We start from the raw sequence: 24,455 nt of genomic DNA on the forward strand, positions 1-24,455 counted from the left end.
GGACCGGCCGCCTCAGATGGCGGCTGTTGCCCGGCGCGGGATCGGGGAGGTCAGCGCTTCCAGAACGGGCGCCGCTTGGCGGGGCCCGCCAGGGACTCCAGGACCTCCTCGGCCCGCCGCCACAGGACGTCCACGTCCCCACCGGCCCGCAGCTCCTCGGCCAGGGCCGCCAGCTCCGCGTGGCCGCCGAGGTAGGCGACCAGGGCCGCGAGGCGGCTGCCCAGGTCCTCCAGCAGGCGCAGCCGCTCGGCGGCGGGCAGGGAGGCCGCGGCGCGCAGCCGCTTCAGCTCCTCGGCGAGCTGCTCCCTCGGCGGGTCCTGCTGCGTGCCCTGCTTCGGGGGAGCCCCGTCCGGCGCGGGGTGGCGCATCATCCGGGCGCGGTCGCCGAAGCCTCCGGCCGCCGCGTCCTGCGGCAGGCCGCCGCCGAGCGGGCTCGCCGCGAACCTCGGCGCGGCGCCGGGAGCGGCCATCCCGGGCGGGCCCATGGGCGCGGGGGGCGGCGGGGCCGCCGCGCTCTCGAAGGACATCGAGGTCATCATCATCGGAGCGGCTGCGGGGACCGGGTTCTCCCAGCCGCTGGGCAGCTCCACGGGCTGGATCACCCGGTGTCCCGGGCCGCCCTCGGCGACCACCTGCGTGTCGACCGCGACGAAGGCGGTGAAGCGGCAGAGCACGCCGTACCTGAGCGAGGTCTCGACGATCTCGGCCTCCAGCGACCGGTCACCGGCCGCGTAGCGGTCCTCCAGGGCCCGCAGCCGCGCCCGCGCCCAGATCGCCCGTACGGCGGGATTGTCCACCACGGACGCGGTGACCCTCCGCTCCCACGGCGAGCCGTCGGCGCCCAGGCCCCGCACGGTCAGCGCTCCGGCGGCCGTGCCGCGGTAGCGGCCGAGCACGGTGAGCGGGACGCCCGAGTAGATCGAGCCGACGTGGCTCACCGTCTCGGTGACCAGGTCGAGCCCGTCGGCCTTGAGGGACAGGTCGGTGACCAGGGGGGCGCCGATGCGGCGGTGGATGTGCTCCATCGCCTCGTCCAGCCGGTCCTCGGACTCGACCAGCTCGCACCTGCCCCCGCCCAGCCCGGCCAGCCTGCCCAGGAAACCGGCGTTGACCGCCCTGTCGATGCCGACCGTGTGCACCCGCACCCCGGCGAGCGCGGCGCCGAGCCGCTCCAGGATCTGGTCCTCGTTGCCGACCTGCCCGTCGGTGACGAGCACCAGCACCCGGTCCCCGGCGGAGTCGGCGAGCAGCGCGGCGGCCCGCTCCAGCGGTGACAGCATCTCGGTGCCGCCGCGCGCCTCCAGCCTGGCCAGGTGCTCCACGGCCCGGTAGCGGTTGCGGTCGGACGCCTCGCAGAGCCCCTCGCCGAGCTCGTCCGGGTACTCCACGACGGTGTCGAAGGAGAGCACCGCGAACCGGTCGTCCGAGGTGAGCGTGTCGACGATGCGCGCGGCGGCGCGACGGGCGGCCACCATCTTCCAGCCGGTCATGCTGCCCGAGCGGTCGAGGACCAGCACCACGTCCTTGGCCCGGCCGCCGGCGGGCGCCGGTTCGGGGACGACGGTCAGCGTGAACGTGCCTTCCCCTTCGCTGTTCTCGTCGGGAGCCAGCGCGAGGGAGGTGGAGGCGTCGAAGGCCAGGCGCAGGATGAAGTCGCGGTCCAGCCGCTCACCCGGCTGGAGGCGGATCACGGTGCCCTCCTCCCGGACCACGTGCAGGCTGGAACGGACCTCGCGCAGCTCCAGCCCCGCCGGGTCGACCGAGACGGCGAGCGACAGGCGGACCGGGTTGGGGAAGCCGGGCAGCAGCACCGGCGGGGTGATCCGGGAGGCGTCGGGGACCGCGTCGGTGTCCGGGGCCCAGCCGTCGCCCGCGCGCTCGCCGTCCAGCGGGGTGCCCGGGATGTAGCGGGGGGCGACGACCAGCGGGAAGCGGAAGGTGGCCGCGCCGTCCTCGTACGGGAGGGGCTGGTTCAGCGTGAGGTGCACGGTGACCCGCTCGCCCGGCACGATGTTGCCGACCCTCATGGTGAAGACGTCCGGCCGGTCCTCCTCGGCGATCGCGGCACGCTTCCCCTGGGAGATCGCCTGGTCGTAGTCGGCCCTGGCCTGGCCGCGCTCCTTGAGCACGCCCTCGATGACCCGGCCGTCGGCCTCCATCCTGAAGGCGGTCACGGCGGCCCGGTCGGGCAGCGGGAAGACGTACGTCGCCTCGAGGGCCACGTCGTGCGGGTTGCGGAAGCCCTGGACCACCTCGACCCCGGCGCTCAGGCCGGACACGGCGGCGGTGACGTCCACGCTCTCCAGCGGCAGGTTGCCGCGCTCGGTGCTGAGCGCCCCCAGCCCGGCGTCGGGGACGGGCAGGCACTCCTCCGGCGGCAGTGTTGTGATCGAAGTGGTCATGCGCTAATTCCTTCCGGAGGTGTGAGGCCGCGTTCGCGAAGGAGCGACAGGAGCCCCTCCGCGGCGGCGGCGATCTCGGCGAGGTCATCGGGTGTGGGGGCGTGTCCGCCCGTGTCGAGCATCAGCGTCACGCCGTCCGCCAGCCGCACGCCGTGGACGAGCACGGCCTCCGGGGCGTACGGCGCGGGGGGCGGAGCGCCGCCGGGTGCGCTCCGGACCGGCGGGACTTCGCCGGAGGAGGCGGAGGAACCGGAGGTGGCGGGAGAGGGCGGGACTTCGCCGGAGGAGGCGGAGGAAGCGGAGGCGGCGGGAGGTGGCGACGGGGGAGGCGGCGGGGGAGGCTTCGGCGGAGCCGGGGCGGTGGCACCCGGGACGGTGGCACCCGGGACGGTGGCACCCGGGACGGTGGCACCCGGGACGGTGGCACCCGGGACGGTGGCACCCAGGACGGTGACCTCCGAGGTGGCGGGCGCCGAGGTGGCGGATGCCGGGGCGGCGGACGGCCCGGCCCAGAAACGCGGGCGTGCCGGCCTGGGGAAGCCGGTCTCGGCCGGAGGCGCGGGTGAGGACTCCGGCGGGTGCTCAGGCGGGTGCTCCGGCGTGTGTTCCGGTGCGGGCTCGGGGAGCCGGGCGATCGACTCCAGGGTCTGGTCGGTGGCCCCGGCCAGCTCGGCCTGGATCTCGGCGATGCTCCGGCCGTCGGACTGGCGCCGCTTGACGGCGACGATCTGGAGCAGGTGGCGCCTGCCGTACACGGCCACGCGGCCCCTGCGGGCCAGCGGGGGGTCGAGGAGGCCGATCGTGGAATACCAGCGGATGAGGCGCTCATTGGGCATGTCCCTGACCCGCCCGTTGAGCTGGGCGGTGGGGGCCAGCGCGGCGGATGCCCGCCCGGCCAGTTCACCGATGGTCCATTCCATGCCTCGATAGTGACACTGTCATCGTGACAGTGTCAACATGATGGCCGGAGTAGGGAGGCGGGTAGATGGGTACGGACATTTCGTAGCAAAGGGGAAACTAAGCTCGAAACAGGGGGAGGACGCTTCATGTCCGCGATCACCAGCCCACTCAAGCCAGAAGACAAGAAGACCATCGCCGTCGTGCTCCAGGGGGCTCTCGTCGACCTGCTCGACCTGTCGCTCTTGACCAAGCAGGCCCACTGGAACGTGATCGGCCACAACTTCCGGTCGCTGCACCTGCAGCTCGACAAGATCGTCTCGTCGGCCAGGAAGCACGCGGACACCGTCGCCGAGCGCGCGGTGGCCCTCGGGTGCAACCCCGACGGCCGGGCCTCCACGCTCACGAGCACCAGCGAGGTGCCGCAGCTGGAGTCGGGCTACCTCAACGACGGCAAGGTCGTCGCCGCCATGACGGACATGCTCGGGTCCATCATCCGCCGGATGCGCGAGCGCATCGAGGCGGCCGAGCAGCCCGACCTGGTCACCCAGGACCTCCTCATCGAGATCACGCAGGACCTGGAGAAGCACCACTGGATGATCGAGGCCCAGCGCTAGACCGTCCTTCGAGGCGCCCCGGCCCGTGAGGGCCGGGGCGCCTTTCGCGTTCCCGGCGCCTTTTCTGCGCTTCCGGGGTGTGTCGGCGCGGCGGCCTCCGGCTGTGTCGGCGCGGGGGCTTCCGGGTGTGTCGGCGCGGGGAAGGGGAAACCCGGCCCGGTTCGGGTCCGGTCATCCCGCCGGCCGGCACCGCGGCACCCGCTGAGAAGGGGCTCGACGACCGGCTGCCGGCGGGTTAACTTATTGCTAGTTCGCAACTAGTGCGGGATGGCAAATGAGTGATCGGGAGCGTCTTCTCGAACTGTTGGCCTCGATGCAGCGCGACCTGATGCCGTCGCTGGTGCGGATGCACGAGAGCGACGACCTGAGGATGCTCGACAGCGTCATGCTCCAGGTCCTCGACCGGGGCGGCGCGCCGACCGTGAAGGAGCTGGCGGCCCTGATCGGCAGGTCGGTCTCGCGGACCAGCAGGATCGTCGACGGCCTCGTCCGGCGCGGGCTCGCCGAGCGCTGCGAGGACGAGACCGACCGTCGCGTCCGCAGGATCCGCATCAGCGAAGGGGGCGCCGCGGTCCTGCGGAGGGTCCGCGCTGTCCGCATCGACGGGCAGATGGCGCTCTGGAACCAGTTCACGGAGGAAGAGCGGGGGATCGTACTCCGCTCCATGGAGATCTACGCGAAGGCCGCGAGGAGGATACGGGATGAGACTGATCCACCTATCTGAGATCGATCCCTCCATGACCGGCCTGGTGGGCGGCAAGGCCGCCGGGCTGGGTGGGATGATCAAGGCGGGTGAGCGCGTTCCGGACGGTTTCTGCCTGACCACCGAGGCCTACACGTCCCGTGATCTCCCGGAGGACGAGCTGGTCGACGCCTACGAACGGCTCGGCGGCGGGCGCGTGGCGGTCCGCTCCAGCGCCACCGCCGAGGACCTGCCGTACGCCAGCTTCGCCGGTCAGCAGGACACCTACCTCAACGTCGAGGGCGCCGGCCCGCTCATCGACGCGGTCCGCAAATGCTGGGACTCCCTGTACACCGAACGCGCCGTGGCCTACCGCGCCGCGGCGGGCATCGACGACGCCGCCATGGCCGTGGTGGTCCAGCGCATGATCGATCCCGTGGTCGCCGGTGTCCTGTTCACCGCCAACCCGATCACCGGCTGCCGCACCGAGATGGTCGTCGACGCCGCCCCCGGCCTGGGGACCGCCATCGTCGACGGCACCGTCGTCCCCGACCACTACGTCCTCGGCCACCCGCCGCCGGCCGTACCCGACGGCGGCGGGTGCCTCGGCGGGCGGCAGCTCGAAGAACTGCGGGAGGCCGGGCGGCGGCTGCGGGAGCTCTTCGGCTCGCCGCAGGACATCGAGTGGGCGATCGATTCCGCCGGCACGCTGTGGCTGCTGCAGTCCCGGCCGATCACCACCCTGTTCCCCGCCCCGCCGGACACCGGCGACATGCGGCTCTACCTTGAGTTCGGACACATCCAGGGGATGCTCCGGCCGACCACCCCGATGGGGGTGTCGCTGCTCAAGACGAGCTCGGGCGTGTGGTTCAAGGCCGCGGGCGCCACGGTCGATCCGCGTGATCCGCTGCCCCGGCTGATCGCCATCGGCGGGCGGCTCTACTTCGACCTGACCGACTTCATCCGCAACAGGTCCATGCGGAAGCGGCTGGGGGCATCGCTGCAGGTGTACGGGCCGCGGGTGCAGGGCGCCGTCGAGCGCGTTCTGGACGATCCGCGGTTCGCCCCGCGCGGCGGCCTGCCGTTCCGTCTCGGCAGCGCCGTGAGGATCACGCTGCGGCTGGCACCCGGTGCGGTCTTCGGACTCGCCCGTAGCCTGGCCAGGCCGGACGCCGCCCGGGCCAGGGCCTACCGCGCCGTGGAGGAGATCAAGCGCCTGACCGTGCCGCCGAGCGAAGCGGCCACGTCGGCCGAGCGGCTCCGCTGGGTGGTCGAGGACTCCCACCGGGCGGTCATGAGTCCCGACATGATGGGGCTCGTGTGGCCGATGACGGCCGGGATCCTCGCAGGCGTCGTGCCGTCCGCACTGCTCGAAGGTGTCGCCACCGCCGACGAGCTGGACATCGTCCTGGGCGGGATGCCGCACAACGTGACCACGGAGATGGACCTCGCGCTCTGGCAGGTCGCGGTGAACGCGCGCGGACACCGAGACCTGTTCCTCGCCACCCCGCCGGAGGAACTCGCCGCGAGGTACCGCGCGGGGGAACTCCCCGACATAGGGATGGCCGGCTTCCTTGACCGGTACGGCATGCGCGCCGCCGCCGAGATCGACGTCGGCATGCCACGCTGGGAGGAGGACCCGGCCCCCCTGTTCGCCACGATCGCCAACTACCTCCGGGTGGACGGCTCCGAGCAGGCGCCCGACCGGCGGTTCGCACAGGCCGCCCGGCGGGCGGAGAAGATGATCGAGACGCTGTCGCGGCGGGCGCGGCGCAGCAGACCGGTACGCGCCCGGCCCGCGACCTTCCTCATGCGCCGGTCGCGCAAGCTCACCGGGCTCCGGGAGATCGGGAAGTTCGCCTGGTTGCAGGCGATCCAGGCGGCACGCCGTCAGCTCCTGCTGATCGGAGACGACCTGGCCCGTCGCGGCCTGCTGGAGAGCGCCGACGACATCATGTTCCTCGACCTGTCCGAGGTCCGCTCCGCCGTACACGACCGGGCCGACCACCGGGACCTGGTCGCGGCACGCCGCGCCGAGTACGAGCGGGAACTGCGGCGGCACACCGTCCCGGGAGCCCTGCTGTCCGACGGGACCGACGTGGAGACACTCGCCCCTCCCGGGCCCGCGGAAGCCGGGGTGCTGGTCGGGATGGCGGGGGCCGCGGGCCGGGCGACCGGCAGGGCGCGGGTGATCCGCGATCCGGCCGGCGCGCACATCGAGCCGGGCGAGATCCTCGTGGCCCCCACGACGGATCCCGGCTGGACCCCGTTGTTCCTGACGACGGCGGGGCTGGTGACCGAGACCGGGTCGCCGATGGCGCACGGCCCCACCGTCGCCAGGGAGTACGGCATCCCGGCCGTCATCTGCGTCCGCAACGCCACGCACGAGATCAGGACAGGGCAGCTCATCACGATCGACGGGGCGGCCGGCACGGTGCGGGTGGAGGAGGACGGCTGAGGGCCCGCCCGTTCGGGCCGTCAGGCCTCCGAGGGCCATCGGACACCACCGGCGTCCCCGCCCCGTGACCGAGCCGCGCCGCCGAGGCCGGACAGGACGGGCACGGGCCGGGCCGTCACCGAGGTAGAAGCCGTCCGCGCTGGGTAAATCCGGGGAGGACCACACGGCCGGCGGGGGAGGAGGCGGGCGTGGTATTCGACTCCTGGAACGGGATCGTCCGGACCGTCGTCGCCGCCGTGGTGGCGTACGCCGTGCTGGTGGCGGTGCTGCGGCTGTCGGGCAAGCGCACCCTGGCGAAGATGAACGCCTTCGACCTGGTGGTCACCGTCGCGCTGGGTTCCACGCTGGCCACCGTGGTGCTCTCGTCCGATGTCGCGCTCGCCGAGGGCGGGCTCGCGCTGGCCCTGCTGGTGGCACTGCAGTTCGCCGTCGCCTGGCTGGCGATCCGCTCAGCCCGGGTGCGGCGGCTGATCAAGTCCGAACCGACCACGGTGCTGCGCGACGGGCGGCTCCTGGAGCAACCGATGCGCCGCCAGCGCGTCACCGCCTCCGAGGTGCGCCAGGCGGTCCGTTCCAGCGGCTCCGGCGCGCTGGAGGACGTCGCCGCCGTCGTCCTGGAGACCGACGGCAGCTTCAGTGTCATTTCCCGCCAGAAGCTCGGCTCGGGCAGCGCCCTGGCCGGCCTGACCGGATTCGCCGCCCCGGGGGGTTCCGCCGGTTCCGGGCACCGGCCGTCCCGATGACCTCTGCTCCGGCCGCGTCGCCACCTCACGCCGGAGCGGGCCCGGCCCCGGCATGAACCCCCGCGACGACGAAACGGCCGACGACCGCCAGACCTGGGCCGAGCGGCTGATCGACCGCCTCGACGGTCTCATGAGCGTCCTGGGCCTGCTGTTCCTGCTGGTCGTGCTCGGGCAGAATCTCGCCCGCCACCCCGTGCTGGCCGATGTCCTCTTCGCGGCGGGCTGGCTGCTGTGGGCCGCGTTCGCCGCCGAGTACGCGCTGAGGTTGTACGTGGCCCCGGCGCGGCTGCGGTTCCTGCGCCGCACCTGGTGGCAGTTGATCTTCCTGCTCGTGCCGTTCCTGCGGTTCCTGCGGCTGCTGCGGTTGTTCCGGCTCGCCCGGGCCGGCGGCGTGCTCGGCTCGGCCGTGCGCGGCAGCCATTCGGCCGGGCGCCTGCTGTCGGGCCGAATGACCTGGCTGGCCGCGCTCAGCGCCATCGTGGCCCTGGCCTCCGGCCAGGTGCTGCACGAGTTCGCCGAATACGACGACTACGCCCTGGCGCTGCACGACGCCGTCATGGGCACCGTCACCGGTGAACCGCTCACCGTCAGGACCACGGCCCTGGCCGCCGTCGTCGAGGTGTTCCTGGCCGTCTACTCCGTGGTCGTCTTCGCCTCCGTCGCCGCCGCGATGGGCGCCTACTTCCTCAGTCGCCACCCCTCCGGTCCGCGGGACGGCGAACGTCCGGGCGACGAGCCCCCGGCCGACCAGGCCACCCGTTCATGACGTGCGGGTATGTCCCCGCTTGAAGAAACCGATCCGTTTCGCATGCGGTGATCCGACCGGCCGACGGGTACCGGCCCTTCACGTGACCTCCACCACCGGAAGGAGCGCGCCATGCCGGTGCGCGAAATGATCGACACCCGGCCCCGCCGACATCGACCTGACCGCCGAGGCCGTCCAGGCGCCGATCGGCCGCGTCCGGGCCCGCGCGAGCGGGGGATCGCGATCTGCCGGCCCGGTCGAGGTGACGGCCCGGTACCCCCCGGAGGACGCGAAAGCCCCTCAGCACCTCCCGGCGGCTGTTCGCCCGCACGCAGCGTACGTAGAAGATCGTTGGTGAGGAACATGCGGAGCAGGACCAGTAGATTGTGCGCGGCCGTACTACTGCTGGCCGCATGCGCCTGTGGCAAGGAGGGCGATGCCGGATTCTCCACGGAGGAGTTCGCGCCGAACACGGGGGCCAACGAGATCGTCAACGACGTGTACGTGAGGAACGCCTTCATCATCGGTGGTCCCGCGGGCGAGCCGCTGCCACCCGGGTCGGGTGTCCCTCTCTACGTGACGCTGGTGAACCAGCGAACCGAGCCGGACCGGCTCGTCTCCGTCAGCGCGTCGCCCACATTCGAAGGTTCTCGCGTCCGCGGAGGCGGCCTGGACCTTCCGGTGAGTCAGCCGGTCGGCGGGGACGTGAACCCGCAGGCGTTACTGACCGGGTCGACCGGGGACCTGCGTAGCGGCACCTACCTTCCGGTGTCGTTCCGGTTCCAGGATGCCGGGACCGTACGGGTGCAGGTGCCCGTCCTGCCGCCCTCACAGTGGCGGGCCACGTACTCGCCCTGGCCGTCGCCCGGCTCGTGACGGAGGATGCCGGCCTCGATACCGCGAGCTTCGGCGACGGGCGCGGCTTCCGTCCGGCAGCTTAACGCCCGATATCGCGTGGTTTCACCCGCTTGTAGCACTGCCCGTCGCCGACGGCCTTGAGCCCGGCGAGGTCTCCTTCCTGAAACGTGGTCACCCGCCGGCCGTACTGGACCGGATTCATCAGCTGACGCGGGTCGTCCACATGCCCCAGACCGACCAGATGCGCCAGCTCGTGCAGCATCACAGCCCGTATGGCGTCGTCCCCGCCCATCGACGTCATCTGGCCGGCGTCGAAGACCACCGTCCCGCTCACATACCGGGGGACGCCTCTCCCGGCGCGGACGTAGACGGGACCGCCGTACCCGACCGCCTGCCCGCGCAGGCGCGCGGACTCCTCCGGGCCGGAGTAAGCGATCAGCACCGGTGCCCACCGGTCGCCGTACCGGTCCGGCTGGTAGGCCTTCCTGCCGTCACCGGGCGCCTCGTCGGTGCTCCCCCGGTAGGAGAACTTGAGTCCTGTCGCTTCGGAGATGCGCCCGAGGCTCTCCCGCAGCAACCGATCGCCCCCTTCCGGCCGCCCTTTCGTCCGCACGACGTAGCTGATGGGCTCGCAGGTACTCCACCGCACGGGCTCGCCGTCGTCCCGCGTGTGCAGGAAGCTGTAGCCGTCCTTCGCGCCCTCCTTCCGGTTGCGGCCCCCACCGGATTCCTCCGCGGACGGGGGCGTGCCGGGCACCTGGGTGGTGACCACGCAACCGGAGAGCACACCGATCATCAGTACGGCCGCGATCGTCGCCTTCATCGGCCCCCCTCTCGTCGCCCGCTCTATCCCCCTACCCGGTACCGCACCCCGGATGCGGCTGCCGGCTCCGGCGGCAACCGCCGCCACGCACCACGTCCACCGCCCTTCCCCGCGAGTCACGTCCCCGCCCATAGGGGCCGGTGCGATCGACACCGGTCGCCGTGTCACCGCACCCGTGCGGGGCGGGTACCGGTGAAGCGGGTGATGAGCGGTCCCGCGACCGCCAGGACGAGGACGTAGGCCGTCACCAGGGGTGCCAGGACGGGGTGCTGGGTCGCGGCCAGGCCGACGATGACGATGGAGAACTCGCCCCGGGCGATCAGCGCGGCCCCCGCGCGGGCCCGGCCGCGCCTTCCGACCTCGTCCCGGGAGGCGGCGTAGCGGCCGGTGACGACTTTGGTCGTGCCGGTGACCACGGCCAGCGCCAGGGCGGCGGGCAGCACCGGCGGCAGCTCGCCGATGTCCACGGACAGGCCGATGGCCACGAAGAACACCGCGGCGAACAGGTCGCGCAGCGGGGCGAGGACGGCACCGGCGCGTTCGGCCGTCTCACCGGTGACGGTGAGCCCGACCAGGAAGGCGCCCACCGCGGCCGAGGCGTGGATGTACTCCGCCAGTGCCGCCACCACCAGGGTGACGCCGAGCAGCCTGAGCATGAGCTGCTCGGCGTCCGGATGCGTCACCAACCGGCTGACGTGGTGGCCCCACCGGTAGGAGGTGACGAAGGCGGCCAGCACCGCGCCGAGCGCGACCAGCACGCCGAGCACGGCCTGCCACCAGGTGCCGCCGGAGACCAGCACCGCCAGCACCGGCAGGTAAGCGGCCATCGCGAAGTCCTCCAGGACCAGCACCGACAGCACGGCCGGGGTCTCCCGGTTGCCCAGCCGGCGCAGGTCGCCCAGCAGCCGGGCGATGATCCCCGAAGAGGAGATGTACGTCGCACCGGCCAGCGCCAGGATGCTCACGCCGTCCAGGCCGAGCAGCCATCCGGCCACCGCGCCGGGTGCGGCGTTCAGCACCAGGTCGACCGCGGCGGAGGGCACGTGGCGGCGCAGGCTGACGGTGAACTCCCCGATGGAGAACTCCAGGCCGAGCACCAGGAGCAGCAGCACGATCCCGATGGACGCCCCCGCTCGCAGGAACCCTCCCGCCGCGGGTACGGGCAAGAGGCTTTCCTCGCCCAGCACCAGCCCCGTCAGCAGGTAGAGCGGCACCGGTGACAGGGTGAGGCGGCGCGCCATCGCGCCGAGGACACTGAGCGCGACCAGGATGAGGCCCAGCTCCAGCAGCAGGACGACGGAGACGTGCACCCGCTCAGCCCCGCAGGATGCGGGTCACGTCGGCGATACCCCTGTCGGTCCCGATCACCACCAGGACGTCACCGGCCCGCAGCACCTCCTGCGGGCCCGGCGAGGCGATCACCTCCTGTCCTCGGACGATCGCCACCACCGACACGCCGGTGCGGGTTCGAGCCCTGGTGTGCCCCAGCGGCCGGCCGGCGTAGGCGGAGCCGGCCGGGAGCTCGACCCTGCTCGAGTTCAACCCGGGCACCTCCCTGCTCAGGTCGGCGAACCGCTCGGCGATGCGCGGGGCCCCCAGGATCTGGGCCAGGGTCTCGGCCTCCTCCTCGTTCAGCCGGAACACCGGCCTGGCCTCGTCCCGGTCGTCGTCGCCGTAGACGACCACCTCGAAGTCACCCGTACGGCGTGCGACGACGCCGATCAGGTCCCCTTCGTGGTTGGTGAACTCGTACCGCAGTCCGACACCGGGCAGGAGCACCTCGTTGACGTCCATGTGCTCATCATCACGGTGGGCACCCCCGGTGCTCTGCGGGAACGAGTCCGTGTCGCGTCCGCGTCGCGCGGCCGTCGTCCTGGACCCGACACGTTCCCGGCTTTCAGGGTCTCCCTTCGCCGAGCCGGTCGACTGGCGGCTCGCCTGGCCCGCCGAGGGGCATCCGGCGGTGCCGTGGATTCGCCCCCGGTCCGGCCGGGTGGATGTGGCGGACCATTTCCGGTCGCTGGAGGCCCATCACGTGCCCGAACTGAACGGCACGTCGGTGGCGCGGGTCCTGGTCGACGGGGCGGACGCCGTCGTGCTCGGGGAGATCGCGCAGACGGTGCGGGACGGCGGGACCGCGTACACCTCGCCGTTCGCGCTGCACCTCACCGTCGAAGACGGGCTCGTCACCCGCTTCCACATCTACGAGGACAGTCTCACGGTCGCGCGGGCCCTCAGCGCTCGGCTGTGATCGCTAAGGGGCCCCTTTCCGTCCGGAGCTTTGAGCCCTGCCTTTTCTGGACACACCACCGGCCGCGGAGTGGCGGGACGGTGGCTCAGAGGAGATAGCGCGCCAGATCGGCGACGGGGTGCGGTCCGGAGAGGAGGTCGCGCAGGGAGTCCAGGTGGGTGCCGCCGAGGGTGTGGTGGGCGATGAGGCCGGTGTCGTGGACGGCCCGCACCCAGCCCCCGTCGTCGTTCGCGGCCTCCTCCAGCCGCCGCAGCACGCTCGCCCCGTCCGTCTCCCCGGCCAGCAGCGTCAGCAGGTGCGGCCACTGGACGGCGAGCGCCGCGAGCTTGGCGACCTCGCCGTCCGAGGCGGGGGCCGCCCCGGCGAGGGCGCGGCGGTAGGTCAGGAACGAGTAGAAGCGGAACACGTTCACGTACCGCTTGATCTCGCGCGGGTTGAAGAACGTCAGGGCCGGGAGCACGAACTCGATCGCCCGGTAGGCGTTCTCGTCGCTGTAGAGGTCGTCGAAGACCCGGTCGGCGGCCTCGCGGGTCGCCGCGCACAGGCCGCCGACGGCGTCGGAGCACTCGATGCCCAGGGCGTCCTGCGCCAGCCGCGCCGCCTCGTCGAGGGTGGTCGTGGTCGGGCGCAGCGCCCAGATGGCGTCCTGCAACCGGCTCACCTGGACCGGGTCCGGCGGTTCCGCCGCCCGTGATCCGGGGCCGGGCGTCTCCACCGGCGTTCGCGGCCCGAATCCCTGCAGCTCCATCGTCGCCCGCAGCCCGAGCCCCGGTATCTCCACCGGCGTTCGCAGCCTGGGCCTCCGTGGGGCCGCCGGTGCCCGCAGTCCCGGCACGGCCGCTCCCGGTGGCGTGGTGCTGCCGGGGAATCCCGGTGCGACCGCGCCGAGCGAGGAGGGCCGTGCGGGAGGCAGGGGACCGCGCGAACGCGGCCCGGCCGGATCCGGTGGCGGGTCGAGCCGTTCCAGGGCGGCTGAGGGGCCCGCCGGACGCGGTCCGGCCGGATTCGGTGTCCATTCGGGTACGCCCAGCAGGGCCCGTACGAAGGCGGGCAGCCGGTCGGCGTCGTCCAGCAGCGGCACGCTCAGCGGGAGCTGCACGATCTTCTCCAGGAACCGCCAGCCCAGGCCGGAGCGCCCGCCGCCCGGCAGCGTCCCGGCCAGTTCCGGGTAGGCGGCCTCGACGTGCGCCACGACCACCTCCGGTTCCATGGCCAGCACGAACACGCAGTTGGGGAACTCCCCGGCCAGGAACAGGTTGATCGCCTCGATGACCTGCGCCACCGTTCCCGGCGAGCAGCGGTCCAGGTCGTCCACGAACACCACCAGCGGGCGCTCCCCGGTGGCGACGAGGTCGAGGACCTGCCGCATGTCGGTCTGCACCAGGTGCAGGAAACCGGTCCTGGAGCGGTACCCGGGGGTGGTCGCGACCTCGTTGACGAACCCGTCGGCCGCGCCGGGGCCGAGCAGGTCGGGCTGGGTGACCAGGCCGCGGAACGCGTTGTCCGCCGACTCGCCGAAGAAACGCGCCAGCCGTACGGCGCCCGCCGCCACCACCACCGCCGACCCGGCGGAGCCGACGGCCGCCGCGGCGTTCCCCAGGAAGGCGCCGAACGCGGGCAGCAGCGCGGCGGCGGCCAGGAGCGCCCCGGTGAGGACGACGGTGGCGACCAGTCCGAGGGCCACCGGCGCCAGGCGGGTCACCGCCAGGTGGTAGGCGCGCCTGCGGACCGCCTCCCGGTCGATCCTGGACAGGTTCAGCTCCAGCCAGAACCGTTCCCGCTCGGCGCGGGGCAGCCGCCGGGTGACCTGGCTGATGATCTCGTGGGCGAGGCCGGCCCAGACCTGCTCGCCGCTCTGGTACATCCACGGGTTGAACCAGACCGTGGGCCGCCAGTCCGCCGGCCGCATCGGGAGCGGGCCCGGCTCGGCCTGCCCGGCGCTCTCCCGGGGACGCCGGCCCGTCCGGGCGAGCACCTCGGCGTTGGTCAGGGTCCGCTCCGCGCGGGAGCCCGGCAGGTGGATCGGGGCGGGGGCGTCCCCGGCGGCCCCGGGGTCCAGCAGGTCCTGGATCATCCGCATCAGCGAGGTCTTGCCCGCTCCCCAGGGGCCCTTGACGCCGATCGTCAGCGGGGGCCGGGTCTCGGGGTGACGGACGAACGCGGCGATGGCCTCGGCGTAGACCCGGTGCCCGAGCTGGTCCTCGGTGGTCCACCGGTCGGCGGTGAGCCTGGCCCTGGGCCGTACCGTCCGCAGCCCGGCCCGGCGGCGGCGCAGCAGTGCGGAGGTCTGGGCCCGCTCGGCCGCCGACAGCCGCGAGTGGCCGAAGGTCCGCACGTCCGGGTGGACGAACGTGGTCGTCTCGCCCAGCAGGCCCCAGTGCCTCAGCTCGGCGGCGTCGCCGAGGATCTCGTCGATCGGCTCGCCCTCGTCGAGCAGGGCCGCCCTGCGCAGGATCTCCCTGGCGGGCTCGCTCAGGTGGAGCTCGTAGACCCGCCGGACGATCTCGACCCCGCAGGCGGGCGGGGCGTGGTCGCCGAGCCGCGCCAGGACGCGGGCGAAGGCGGCGTGCGGCACGGCGGCGGTGTCCCGCGCCGGGGTCAGGGCGACACCCGCGACGGCACCGTAGGAGATCAGGATGGGCGTGCGGGCGGCCGAGGCCGCCGCGTAGCGGGCGAGCGCGTAGGCGTGCAGGTCCCCGACGCTGATCGTCCCGTCCCCGTCGAGGTCGGCGGCCCGCGTCGTCAGGCCCTCCGCGATGACGTCGGTCAGCGTGCGCACCGGGCCCGGTACCGTCTCGTCGAGCCTCAGCGTGAGGGTGAGGGCCGCGGCGGCCACCCTCGGCTCCCCGGCCACGGCGAGCTGCCTGACCGGTTCCGCGGAGCCGTCCAGGGCGCTCCAGCCGAAGTCGACGATCATCAGTACGGCGGCCGCCAGCGATTCGCCGACCTGCCGCCCGAACGCGCCGATCATCGACCCCAGCTGTCCCGAGGTCCAGCCGCCGTCGGCGGGCAGCCGGATCACCAGCAGGTCGCCCTCCCGCGCCGAGCGCAGCAGGTTCCACACGCGCTCGCCGTCCGCGTCCGCCCCCTCGCTGGTCTCGGCCTCGACGGTGAACCCCTCGGCGCGCAGGGCGCTCACCAGCCGCGCGTCCGGCCTGGTGCCGTCCGGTCCGGTGACGGGCGCGCCCGCGCCCGCGTCGGGCGGGGGCGCCGGCGGGATCGGTGGTGGGATCGACGGCGGGATCGGTGGCGGGGTCACCGAGGGAGGAGCCGGTGACACCACGGTGGGCAGGACAGAGGGCAGGCCGGGGGGCGCGGTCGCGGCCGTGGGGGAGTCGAGGAAGACGAGAGCTCGGCGGGTGCCCACGTGGGGCGTGGTCTCGAAGACTGGATTCGCGAACGCGAGTCCCTCGCTCAACGGTCCTCCCGATCTGACGGCGGTCATTCCACTGTGGACGCGTCAGACGGGACAGATGGCGATCTTGGCGATAGGTCGACCTGTTTTGACGGATGTTTGCTCGCCGGTTTCCGCAAAGTTTGCGGCGGGGGAGTCCGGAGGCGTCACCGGCCCCTCCGCCGCCGGGCGACGCGGCCTCGCTGGATCACCGGCCTCTTCGCCGCCGGGCGACGCGGCCTCGCTGGATCACCGGCCTCTTCGCCGCCGGGAGAGGTGGCCTCGTTGGATCAACGGCCCTCCGCCGCCGGGCGACGTGACCCGGCTGGATCACCGGCTTCCTCCGCCGCGGGTGACGCGGCCTCCCTGACCACCTCCGTCAGCTCCTCGCGCAGCCCGGCGAAGAGCGGGTCGGTGCGGGGATGGTCGCCGTGGGGCAGCTCCGAGGCGCGGTCGAGGATCACCCGGCCCGGCCTGCCGCTCAGCGCGAGCACGCGGGTGCCGAGGTAGACGGCCTCGTCCACGCTGTGGGTGATGAACACCACCGTCGTACCCGCCCGCCGCCACAGCTCGCGGACCTCCTCCTGCATCCGTTCCCTCGTGAAGGCGTCCAGGGCGGCGAACGGCTCGTCCATCAGCAGCAGCGCGGGGCCGGGGGCGAGGGCGCGGGCGATCGCCGCGCGCTGCTGCATGCCCCCCGACAGCTCGTACGGCCTGGCCCTGGCGACGTCGGCCAGCCCGGTCAGCTCCAGCAGCTCGGCCACCCGCTCGCGCCGCGCGGCCCTGGGCAGGCCGCGCAGCCCGAAACCGACGTTCCCCTCGACCGAGAGCCAGGGGAAGAGCCGGTGCTGCTGGAACACGTACCCCCTGGCAGGGGCGGGTCCCGACACCGGCCCGCCGGAGGCCGTGATGGTCCCCGCCGACGGCGCGGTGAAGCCCGCCACCAGCCGCAGCAGCGTGCTCTTGCCGCACCCCGAGGGGCCCACGACCGTCACGAACTCCCCGGCGGCGATCTCCAGGTCGATCGGGCCCAGCGCGTCGACCGTCCCGGCGCGCCCCCGGTAGGAGTGCGACACCCCGGCGAGGGCGAGCGCCGTGTCCCGGGGGGCCGTGCTCTCCAGGGTCGTCTCGGGGGGCGCGTCCGCGCGGGTGGTCTCAGCTTCCGGCGAAGGCATCCGCGAGCTCCTGCGTGGCCAGGCCCTTCTGGAAGACGCTCAGCTCCGGTACGGCGTCCACCTTCTTCTGGCCCTTGAGGAACTCGGCCGAACTCCGCAGGTTCTCGGCGAACTTGCCGGGAGCCGAGGGAGTGCCGAGATACTCGGCGGAACGCTGCTCGGTGGCGTCGAGGAGCACGAGCTGGCCGAGCTGGCGCCCGGCCTCCGCCGGGTCGAGGTTGAGCTGGCGGCCGATGGCCGCGGCGGCGGCGTCCTTGTCGCCCCTGGCCAGCTTGACCGCGCGGTCCTGCTGCTGGAGCCAGACGTGCAGCGCCTTGGGGTACTTCTTCGCGAAGTCGTCGCTCACCACCGCGAGGTCGGCGGTGAGCTTGCCCCGCTGGGCCAGCTCGCGGCTGGTGACCAGCGTCGTGCCGCCGTTCTTCTGCAGTTCGGCGAGGGTGGGCGTCCAGACGTAGGCGGCGTCGACGTCGCCGCGCTGCCAGGCGGCCTGGATGTCCGGCGGCTCCATGTCGAGGATCTTCACGTCGGCCTCCGACAGCCCGGCCTCCTCCAGCGCGGCGAGCAGGCTGTAGTGGGTGGTCGAGGCGAAGGGGGCCGCGACCCGCTTGCCCGCGAGCCCCTTGACGTCGGTCACGCCGCCCCGGGCGACGAGCGCCTCGTTGTCCCCGATCACGTCGAAGATCCACGGCACCCGGTACGGGATGTCGAGCGGTGCCGACAGGCCACGGGTGACCGGGCTGCTGCCCGCCAGCCCGATGTCGAGCGATCCGGAGATCATCGCGGTGTTCACGTCACCGCCCGAGTCGAACTTGCTCCACGTGATCTTGGTGTTGGGGAGCGCCTTCTCCAGCCACTGCTGGTCCTTGACGATCAGGTCCCCGTTGGGGATGAGCTGGTAGCCGATGCGCAGGGTCGCCGGGGAGCCGTCGGCGGCGGGCTTGGCCTCCTCCGTACCGGACCCGCAGGCGGTCAGGGCGAGCGCGGCGGCGGTCAGGGCGAGCGCGGCGCGCTTCACGGGGGTCACTCTCATGTGTCTCATGGGGGTCTTTCCTAGGTACGGCCGCGCCAGGGCACCAGGCGGCGGTCCAGCGTTTGCAGGAGGAAGTCGATGAGCAGGCCGGACAGGCCGATGACGATGATCCCGAGCACCACCACGTCCGTCTGGTTGTAGCGCTGGGCGTCGCGGACCATGCCGCCGATGCCGGGCACGCCGTTCACGGTCTCGGCGGCGACCACGGTGGTGTACGCGACGCCCACGGCCACCCGTACCCCCGTGATGATCTCGGGCAGCGCGCTCGGCAGCACCACCCGCAGCGGCAGCTCGTGCCGGCGGGCGCCCAGCGAGCGGGCCGCGTTCAGGTAGTCCTCGTGCACCCCGCGCACGGCGTCGGCGGTGGCCACCGCGACCGGCGGGAGCGCGGCCAGCAGCAGGAGCCAGATCTTGGGCTCCTCGTCGATGCCGAACCAGATCACCAGCAGGCTGAGGTACGCCAGCGGCGGCAGGGTGCGCACGAAGGTGACCAGCGGCCCCAGCAGCGCGCGCAGCGTGGGGACCATGCCGATCAGCAGCCCCAGCACGATGCCGCCGGTCACCCCGTACAGGCAGCCGAGCAGGATGCGGCGCAGGCTGGTGAGCAGGTGCTCCTGGAGGGTGTGGCCGCTCACCCCCTCGACGGTGGTGCGCAGGAACTGGTCCCAGACCGCGACGGGCTCGGGCACGAAGACCGGCGGCCAGATCCCGGCCATGGCCACGGCCTGCCAGATCGCGACCAGCGCGACGATCGCCCCGGCCCGCAGCGCCAGGGCCCGCCAGAATCCCGTCGCGGGCCGGAGACGGGGCCGGGCACGGGGCCGGGCACGGGGTTGGGGGCGGGGAGGGGAGGTGAGAACGCTCACGCGACGAGCGCGGGGGCCGCCAGCAGGGGGAGGACGAAGTCGCCCACCCGCCAGGCCTCCTCCAGGTGCGGCCAGCCGGACAGCACGAACTCGGACAGGCCCAGGTCGGCGTACTCGCGGATGCGCTCGGCGACCTCCGCGTAGCTGCCGACCAGCGCGGTGCCGGCGCCCTCCCTGACCAGCCCGACTCCCGCCCAGAGGTTGGGCGAGATCTCCAGCGAGTCGGCGGAGCCCCCGTGCAGGTCGGCCATGCGGCGCTGCCCCACGGAGTCCATCCGGGCGAACCGCGCCTGGGCGGCGGCGATCCTGTCGGGGTCCATGCCGTCGAGCAGGCGCCGGGCGTGCGCCCAGGCCTCCTCGGCGGTGTCGCGGGCGACGACGTGCAGCCGGATGCCGAACCGCGGCTCGCGGCCCGCCTCGGCGGCGAGCTTGCGCATCCTGGCGACCCTTTCGGCGATCATCGCCGGGGGCTCGCCCCACATCAGGTAGACGTCCGCCCCGGCGGCGGCCACCCGTTCCGCGGCCGGGGAGGCGCCGCCGAAGTAGATGTCGGGGGTGTCGAGGAGCGGTGTGGCGAGCCCTCCCCCCGACACCCGGTAGTGGGTGCCCCGGTGGTCGAACGGCTCGCCGGTCCAGGTGCGCCTGAGCACCTCGATGAACTCGCCGGTGCGCTCGTAGCGGGCGTCGTGGTCGAGGAAGTCGCCGTAGGCGCGCTGCTCCCGGGGGTCGCCGCCGGTGACCACGTTGAGCAGCAGCCGCCCCCCGCTGATCTCCTGGAGGGTCTGCGCCTGCTGGGCGAGCAGCGTGGGCAGGGTGAAGCCGGGCCGGAAGGCCACCAGCAGCTTGAGCCGCTCGGTCCGGGCCGCGACGGCGCTGCACGCCACCAGCGGGTCGGGGCATCCCGCTCCCACCGGGGTCAGCGCCGCCTCGAAACCGGCCGCCTCGGCGGCGCGGGCCACCTGGGACAGGTAGTCGAGTGTCGCGGGCCTGGCCGCGGTGTCTCCCGCCGCGACGGTGGTCGTGGCGGGCCTGACGTGATGGCCGTCGCCGGTGGTCGGCAGGAACCAGTGCAAGCGCATCTTCGCCTCATAGGGCTCAAACGGAACGGGGTGGTGCCCCCGATAGTAACCACATAATACCTATCTATAAATAGGGAATTAGGGCGATGGTTGGGGTGACCCCCTGTGGTGCCCTGACCTGGAGGGATCCACGAGAGCGGTCTGGGGTGAGCCGGGGGAGTTCGACCGAGGAAGGGCTTCGGGGTCGCCGGCCGGGGGCCGTGGGGGCGGACCGGCTGGTTCAGGTGCCCGGTTCCCGGCCGGAGTTCGTGGAGGTCGACAGGTAGCCCGTGAGCAGGGTCTTGAGCTCGGCGGTCAGCTCCGCCGCGCGTTCCGGTGATCCCGCCGCGATCAGCGGGAGTACGGCCCTGATGGTGGCCAGCATCATGGTGGCGACCAGCAGGCGCCGCTCCTCGTCGAGATGGGGGGCGCGTACGGCGAGGACCTCGGCGATGCGCCGGGCCACGCCCCGGTGCAGCCGCTCGGACGCCGCCGCCAGCCGGTCGCCGGTGGCGGAGCCGTGCAGCAGGGCCCAGTAGGCGGGACGGGAGGCCTTGTAGGCGACGATCTCGTCCACCACCTGGTCGATCAGATCGGCCGCGGGCATCCGGATGACGTCGCCGGTGAGCCTGGCCTCCCAGTGCGCGCCCCGCCCCTCGGTGAAGCGGTCGAGCAGGCCGTCCAGGATCTCCTCCTTGTTGCGGAAGAACTGGTACAGCGAGCCCGGGGACATCCCCGCCCGCTCGGCCACGGCGTTCGTGGTCATGTCCGCGTAGCCGATCTCGGCGATCACCGTCTCGGCGGCGTCGAGGATCTCCTCCATCCGCTTGAGGCCGCGCGCCTGCCGCCTGACCGTCCGCTGCCCGGTCGCCGGGCGCCTCTCAGGCATGCGTCGTCCCGTGGGCGTGTGTCGCCCCGTTGACAAATACGAGCATTTACTTGTATTCCTGTCCCGAGTCGCAAAATACGAGCAGTTTACCGACTTTCGGGGATGATCATGAAGACCGACCCACGTCCGGTCGTGGCGCCTCCTGTGCCGCCGCTGAGACGACTTGGCCACCTCCTCGTGCGGCGCCGCCGCCTGGTGATGCTCCTCTCCCTGCTCGGCGCCGTCGTACTGGCGGCGCTGGCCGCGGGCACGGTGTCCGGGCTCTCCCTGGCCAGGTACGAGGCGCCGGGCTCGGAGTCCGACCGGGCCCAGGCCGAGCTGGCCGCGCGTTTCGGCACCGGAAGCGCCGACCTGGTCCTGCTGGTCACGGCGAGGACCGGGACCGTCGACACCCCCGCCGTCGCGGCTTCCGGCCGGGCGCTCACGACCCGGCTCGCGGCCTTCGAGGGCGTGGCCGAGGTGGCCTCCTACTGGTCGCGGGGCAACCCCGCCACGCTGCGTGGCGAGGACGGCAGGCACGCGCTCGTGGTCGCCCGCATCCCCGGCGACGCCGACCGGGTCCGCTCCGAGATCCTGCCGAGGATCGTTCCCGAGGTGCTGCGCGGCGACGCCGCGACCACGGTCAGGGCGGGCGGCGGCGAGGAGGTCTTCCGCCAGACCGTCCCATTGGCCAGGCAGGACTTCGTCCGTGCCGAGCTGGTGGTCGTCCCGCTCGTGCTCGTGCTGCTCTGGGTCCACCTGCGACGCGTCCTCGCCGCCGTGCTGCCGGTCCTGCTCGGCGTGCTGGCCATGGTGATCGGGCTGGCGCTGCTGCGGATACCGCTCCTGTACGCCGACCTGTCGACGTTCGCGCTGAACCTCACCCTGGCCATGGGGCTCGGCCTGGGCGTCGACTACTCGCTGTTCATGATCGTCCGCTTCCGGGAGGAGGTGGCGCTGGGCAGGGACGGGCACGAGGCGGTCGCCCGCGCCGTCGAGCGGGCCGGCCGTACGGTGATCTTCAGCGGGCTGACGGTCGCCGCCTCGCTGAGCGTGCTCCTGTTCATGCCCTTCGACTTCTTCCGCTCCTTCGCCTATGCCGGGATCGCGGTCGTCGCCGGGGGAGTGGCCGGTGCCGTGATCGTGCTGCCCGCGATCCTCGCCGCCGTCGGTGACCGGGTGCTGTCGCGCCGCCCCACCGCGACGGGAGGAACCTTCTGGCACGGCCTGGCGACCCGCGTCATGCGCCGGCCGGTCGTCTACGGCGGGGTCGCGACCGCGCTGCTCCTGCTGCTCGGCTCGCCCTTCCTCGGCCTGCGCTTCGGCGTCGCCGACGACCGCGTCCTGCCCGTGTCCGCGCCCGCCAGGCAGACCTCGGACGTGATCCGCGCGGAGTTCCCGGCCGAGGAGACCGACGCTCTCCAGATCGTCTCCACGGGCGCGGCCGGAGCCGCTCCCGAGACCGTCCCCGGTTACGCCGCCGCCCTCTCCCGCCTTCCGGGCGTCGCCCAGGTCGACTCCGCCGCCGGGTCGTACGCGAAGGGCGCCCTGGTCTCCGCCGGAGACCCGTCGCGGTTCGCGGGCACAGCGGGCACAGCGGGCACGGCGGGCACAGGGGGTACAGGGGGCACAGCGGGCACCTGGTTGTCGGTGGTCCCCTCCGCCGAACTGATGGAGGACGACCCCGTCCGGCTGGTCCACGACGTCAGGGCGCTGCGGGCACCGTTCGAGGTGCTGGTCGGTGGCTATCCGGCCGAGCTGGCCGACTACCGGCAGGCCGTGATCGAGCGGCTGCCGGCGCTGCTCGGGCTGATCCTGGCGATCACCTTCGCGGTGCTGTTCCTGATGACGGGCAGCGTGCTCATCCCGGTCAAGGCGACGGTGCTCAACCTGCTCAGCCTGTCGGTCATGTTCGGCGCCCTGGTCTGGATCTACCAGGACGGCAACCTCTCGGGGCCGCTGGGCTTCACCCCCACGGGGACCCTCGACCCGAGCATCCCGATCCTGATGTTCTGCGTCGCGTACGGGCTCTCGATGGACTACGAGGTCTTCCTGCTGTCGCTGATCAAGGAGGAGTACGACCTGACCGGCGACACCTCGGGAGCCGTGGTGACCGGACTCCAGCGCGGTGCCCCCCTCGTCACGGCGGCGGGCGGGATCCTGGCGGTGTCGTTCGCGGCCTACGGGACCGCGGAGGTGGTCTTCGTGCAGATGCTGGGCGTGGGGATGGCGGTGGCGATCCTCGTGGACGCGACCGTGATCCGCGCGATCCTCGTCACCGCCGCCATGCGCCTGGCCGGTGAGGCCAACTGGTGGGCCCCCGGCCCCCTGCGCCGCCTCCACGACCGCGTCGGCCTGCCGGGCTGACCCTCCCGGCCCGCCCGCCCACTCGCCGGACGGGGGCGGGCGGGGCCGGGGGAGACAAGCCGGGGGAGACAAGGGGAGAGGGCGGGGGAGCCGGGGGAGACGCGCGGTCGCGGCTCCGGCCGGTCGCGGGAAAGGTCGCGGGAAAGACGGGCTCAGAGGTCGCGAGCCCAGATCTCCTCGACGAAGGCCTCGCCGCCCTTACCGCCCTCGCCCCGCTCCTTCTCGACCAGCTCGAAGCCCGCCGCCTGGTAGATGCGCCTGGCGCCCACCAGCACGTCCCTGGTCCACAGCACCATCCGCCGGTAGCCGGCCGCCCTGGCGAAGCGCACGCACTCGTCCACGAGCCGGGTGCCGATCCCCATGCCGCGTGTGGACGGCTCGACCAGCAGCATCCGCAGCTGCGCGGTCTCGTCGTCCTTGCGCACGCAGAAGACGCACCCGGCGCGCTCGCCGTCCACCTCGGCGATCCAGGCCGCCTCGCGCCGGGGGTCGTGGCCGTCCACGTAGTCGGCCACGACCCTGGCCACCATCGCCTCGAAGTCCATCCCCCAGCCCCGCTCCTGGCTGTAGAGCGTGCCGTGCCGGTAGACCACCCAGCCGAGGTCGCCGGAGCGCGGCGGGCGGATGACGTACGGCCGCTCCGCCTTCGGTGTCCGGCCGAAGATCTCTCTGATCGTCGCCATGCTCGCGACCAGCCGGTCGCCGTCCTCGTCGGTCACGTCGGCCATCAGGTCGCGTACCTCCTCCGCCGCGCGCTCGTCGAAGCCCGCGAACCTGGTCCTGCCCTCGGCGGTCAGCTCGACCACCTGCCGCCGCGCGTCGGCGGCGGACCGCTCGCGCACCACCAGGCCGTCGCCCTCGAACCCGCCGAGCATCCGGCTGAGGTATCCGGCGTCGACCCCGAGCAGCCGCCGCAGGTCGCTCACCTCCATCCGGCCCGCCCGGTCCAGCTCGAACAGCACCCTCATCTCGGTCAGCGAGTAGGGGCTGTCCAGGAGGCCCTGGTGCAGCAGGCCGATCAGCCGCGTGTAGAAGCGGTTGAAGGCGCGGACGTCCGCGACGTGTCTCTCCATGCTTGACAGAATCAACCAATTCGTTGACGGAGTCAATGAATGAACCGGCCTGGCCTCCTGTGAGTTCCGCGGCCCGCTGCGCTAACTTCGCACTTTGGCTGAGAACGGATGATGAGCGGGGGCGGCGCGTGCCGCGCCCATGGCGGGA

The 24,455-nt window shown here is 73.0% G+C and carries 20 protein-coding genes; 8 read left to right on the forward strand and 12 right to left on the reverse strand.

Annotated features, from left to right (window positions below; all coding sequences use genetic code 11):
• Positions 1-50: 50 nt before the first annotated feature.
• Both AC5L38_RS05910 and AC5L38_RS05915 read right to left on the reverse strand, forming a co-directional pair.
• Positions 51-2,402, reverse strand: coding sequence for a VIT domain-containing protein (locus AC5L38_RS05910; protein WP_495241729.1), 2,352 nt, complete (start codon positions 2,400-2,402; stop codon positions 51-53).
• The gene (locus AC5L38_RS05915; protein WP_495241730.1) at positions 2,399-3,322 is read right to left on the reverse strand and encodes a MerR family transcriptional regulator; all 924 of its coding nucleotides are present in this window, start codon (positions 3,320-3,322) and stop codon (positions 2,399-2,401) included. The genes AC5L38_RS05910 and AC5L38_RS05915 overlap by 4 nt, the downstream gene beginning before the upstream one ends.
• 126 nt (positions 3,323-3,448) lie before the next feature.
• Here AC5L38_RS05915 and AC5L38_RS05920 point away from each other — a divergent pair, with 126 nt between their 5' ends.
• The 6 genes from AC5L38_RS05920 to AC5L38_RS05945 all read left to right on the forward strand — a co-directional run bounded on the left by AC5L38_RS05920 (position 3,449) and on the right by AC5L38_RS05945 (position 9,420).
• The gene (locus AC5L38_RS05920; RefSeq protein WP_495241731.1) at positions 3,449-3,916 is read left to right on the forward strand and encodes a Dps family protein; all 468 of its coding nucleotides are present in this window, start codon (positions 3,449-3,451) and stop codon (positions 3,914-3,916) included.
• A gap of 274 nt (positions 3,917-4,190) precedes the next feature.
• Positions 4,191-4,640: a MarR family winged helix-turn-helix transcriptional regulator gene (locus AC5L38_RS05925; RefSeq protein ID WP_495241732.1), complete on the forward strand. Its 450-nt coding sequence runs from the start codon at positions 4,191-4,193 to the stop codon at positions 4,638-4,640.
• Complete coding sequence (locus AC5L38_RS05930) at positions 4,618-7,056, forward strand: PEP/pyruvate-binding domain-containing protein (RefSeq protein ID WP_495241733.1); 2,439 nt, start codon at positions 4,618-4,620, stop codon at positions 7,054-7,056. The genes AC5L38_RS05925 and AC5L38_RS05930 overlap by 23 nt, the downstream gene beginning before the upstream one ends.
• Positions 7,057-7,244: 188 nt before the next feature.
• Positions 7,245-7,799, forward strand: coding sequence for a DUF421 domain-containing protein (locus tag AC5L38_RS05935; RefSeq protein WP_495241734.1), 555 nt, complete (start codon positions 7,245-7,247; stop codon positions 7,797-7,799).
• A gap of 52 nt (positions 7,800-7,851) precedes the next feature.
• Positions 7,852-8,565, forward strand: coding sequence for a hypothetical protein (locus AC5L38_RS05940; RefSeq protein ID WP_495241735.1), 714 nt, complete (start codon positions 7,852-7,854; stop codon positions 8,563-8,565).
• 342 nt (positions 8,566-8,907) lie between these two features.
• Positions 8,908-9,420, forward strand: coding sequence for a copper chaperone PCu(A)C domain-containing protein (locus AC5L38_RS05945; RefSeq protein ID WP_495242072.1), 513 nt, complete (start codon positions 8,908-8,910; stop codon positions 9,418-9,420).
• A gap of 61 nt (positions 9,421-9,481) precedes the next feature.
• Here the strand turns inward: AC5L38_RS05945 and AC5L38_RS05950 are convergent, their stop codons facing one another.
• The 3 genes from AC5L38_RS05950 to AC5L38_RS05960 all read right to left on the reverse strand — a co-directional run bounded on the left by AC5L38_RS05950 (position 9,482) and on the right by AC5L38_RS05960 (position 12,019).
• On the reverse strand, positions 9,482-10,225 hold the full coding sequence (locus AC5L38_RS05950) for a matrixin family metalloprotease (protein ID WP_495241736.1): 744 nt from the start codon (positions 10,223-10,225) through the stop codon (positions 9,482-9,484).
• A gap of 164 nt (positions 10,226-10,389) precedes the next feature.
• Positions 10,390-11,535 carry a cation:proton antiporter gene (locus AC5L38_RS05955; protein WP_495241737.1) on the reverse strand — a complete coding sequence of 382 codons (1,146 nt, stop codon included), beginning with the start codon at positions 11,533-11,535 and terminating at the stop codon, positions 10,390-10,392.
• Between the two features lie 4 nt (positions 11,536-11,539).
• A complete protein-coding gene (locus tag AC5L38_RS05960; RefSeq protein WP_495241738.1) occupies positions 11,540-12,019 on the reverse strand; it encodes a cation:proton antiporter regulatory subunit in 480 nt (159 codons plus the stop codon).
• 49 nt (positions 12,020-12,068) lie between these two features.
• Here AC5L38_RS05960 and AC5L38_RS05965 point away from each other — a divergent pair, with 49 nt between their 5' ends.
• Positions 12,069-12,476 (forward strand): nuclear transport factor 2 family protein, encoded by a 408-nt coding sequence (locus AC5L38_RS05965; RefSeq protein ID WP_495241739.1) that lies wholly within the window; start codon positions 12,069-12,071, stop codon positions 12,474-12,476.
• Positions 12,477-12,561: 85 nt separating this feature from the next.
• Here the strand turns inward: AC5L38_RS05965 and AC5L38_RS05970 are convergent, their stop codons facing one another.
• The 6 genes from AC5L38_RS05970 to AC5L38_RS05995 all read right to left on the reverse strand — a co-directional run bounded on the left by AC5L38_RS05970 (position 12,562) and on the right by AC5L38_RS05995 (position 20,888).
• Positions 12,562-15,894 carry a KAP family P-loop NTPase fold protein gene (locus AC5L38_RS05970; RefSeq protein ID WP_495241740.1) on the reverse strand — a complete coding sequence of 1,111 codons (3,333 nt, stop codon included), beginning with the start codon at positions 15,892-15,894 and terminating at the stop codon, positions 12,562-12,564.
• A gap of 266 nt (positions 15,895-16,160) precedes the next feature.
• Positions 16,161-17,045: an ABC transporter ATP-binding protein gene (locus tag AC5L38_RS05975; RefSeq protein WP_495241741.1), complete on the reverse strand. Its 885-nt coding sequence runs from the start codon at positions 17,043-17,045 to the stop codon at positions 16,161-16,163.
• On the reverse strand, positions 17,026-18,075 hold the full coding sequence (locus AC5L38_RS05980; protein ID WP_495241742.1) for a taurine ABC transporter substrate-binding protein: 1,050 nt from the start codon (positions 18,073-18,075) through the stop codon (positions 17,026-17,028). Before AC5L38_RS05980 ends, AC5L38_RS05975 begins: the two co-directional genes overlap by 20 nt.
• Positions 18,076-18,095: 20 nt before the next feature.
• Positions 18,096-18,941: an ABC transporter permease gene (locus tag AC5L38_RS05985; RefSeq protein ID WP_495241743.1), complete on the reverse strand. Its 846-nt coding sequence runs from the start codon at positions 18,939-18,941 to the stop codon at positions 18,096-18,098.
• The gene (locus AC5L38_RS05990; RefSeq protein WP_495241744.1) at positions 18,938-20,020 is read right to left on the reverse strand and encodes an LLM class flavin-dependent oxidoreductase; all 1,083 of its coding nucleotides are present in this window, start codon (positions 20,018-20,020) and stop codon (positions 18,938-18,940) included. The genes AC5L38_RS05985 and AC5L38_RS05990 overlap by 4 nt, the downstream gene beginning before the upstream one ends.
• A gap of 220 nt (positions 20,021-20,240) precedes the next feature.
• Complete coding sequence (locus tag AC5L38_RS05995; protein WP_495241745.1) at positions 20,241-20,888, reverse strand: TetR/AcrR family transcriptional regulator; 648 nt, start codon at positions 20,886-20,888, stop codon at positions 20,241-20,243.
• Positions 20,889-20,996: 108 nt separating this feature from the next.
• On the opposite strand from AC5L38_RS05995, the gene AC5L38_RS06000 reads away from it, so the two are divergent.
• Positions 20,997-23,234: an MMPL family transporter gene (locus AC5L38_RS06000; protein ID WP_495241746.1), complete on the forward strand. Its 2,238-nt coding sequence runs from the start codon at positions 20,997-20,999 to the stop codon at positions 23,232-23,234.
• Between the two features lie 152 nt (positions 23,235-23,386).
• On the opposite strand, the gene AC5L38_RS06005 is transcribed toward AC5L38_RS06000, so the two are convergent.
• Positions 23,387-24,307, reverse strand: a complete 921-nt coding sequence (locus AC5L38_RS06005; RefSeq protein WP_495241747.1) for a bifunctional helix-turn-helix transcriptional regulator/GNAT family N-acetyltransferase — start codon at positions 24,305-24,307, stop codon at positions 23,387-23,389.
• Between the last annotated feature and the right edge of the window lie 148 nt (positions 24,308-24,455).

This window comes from Streptosporangium nanhuense, assembly GCF_059358815.1.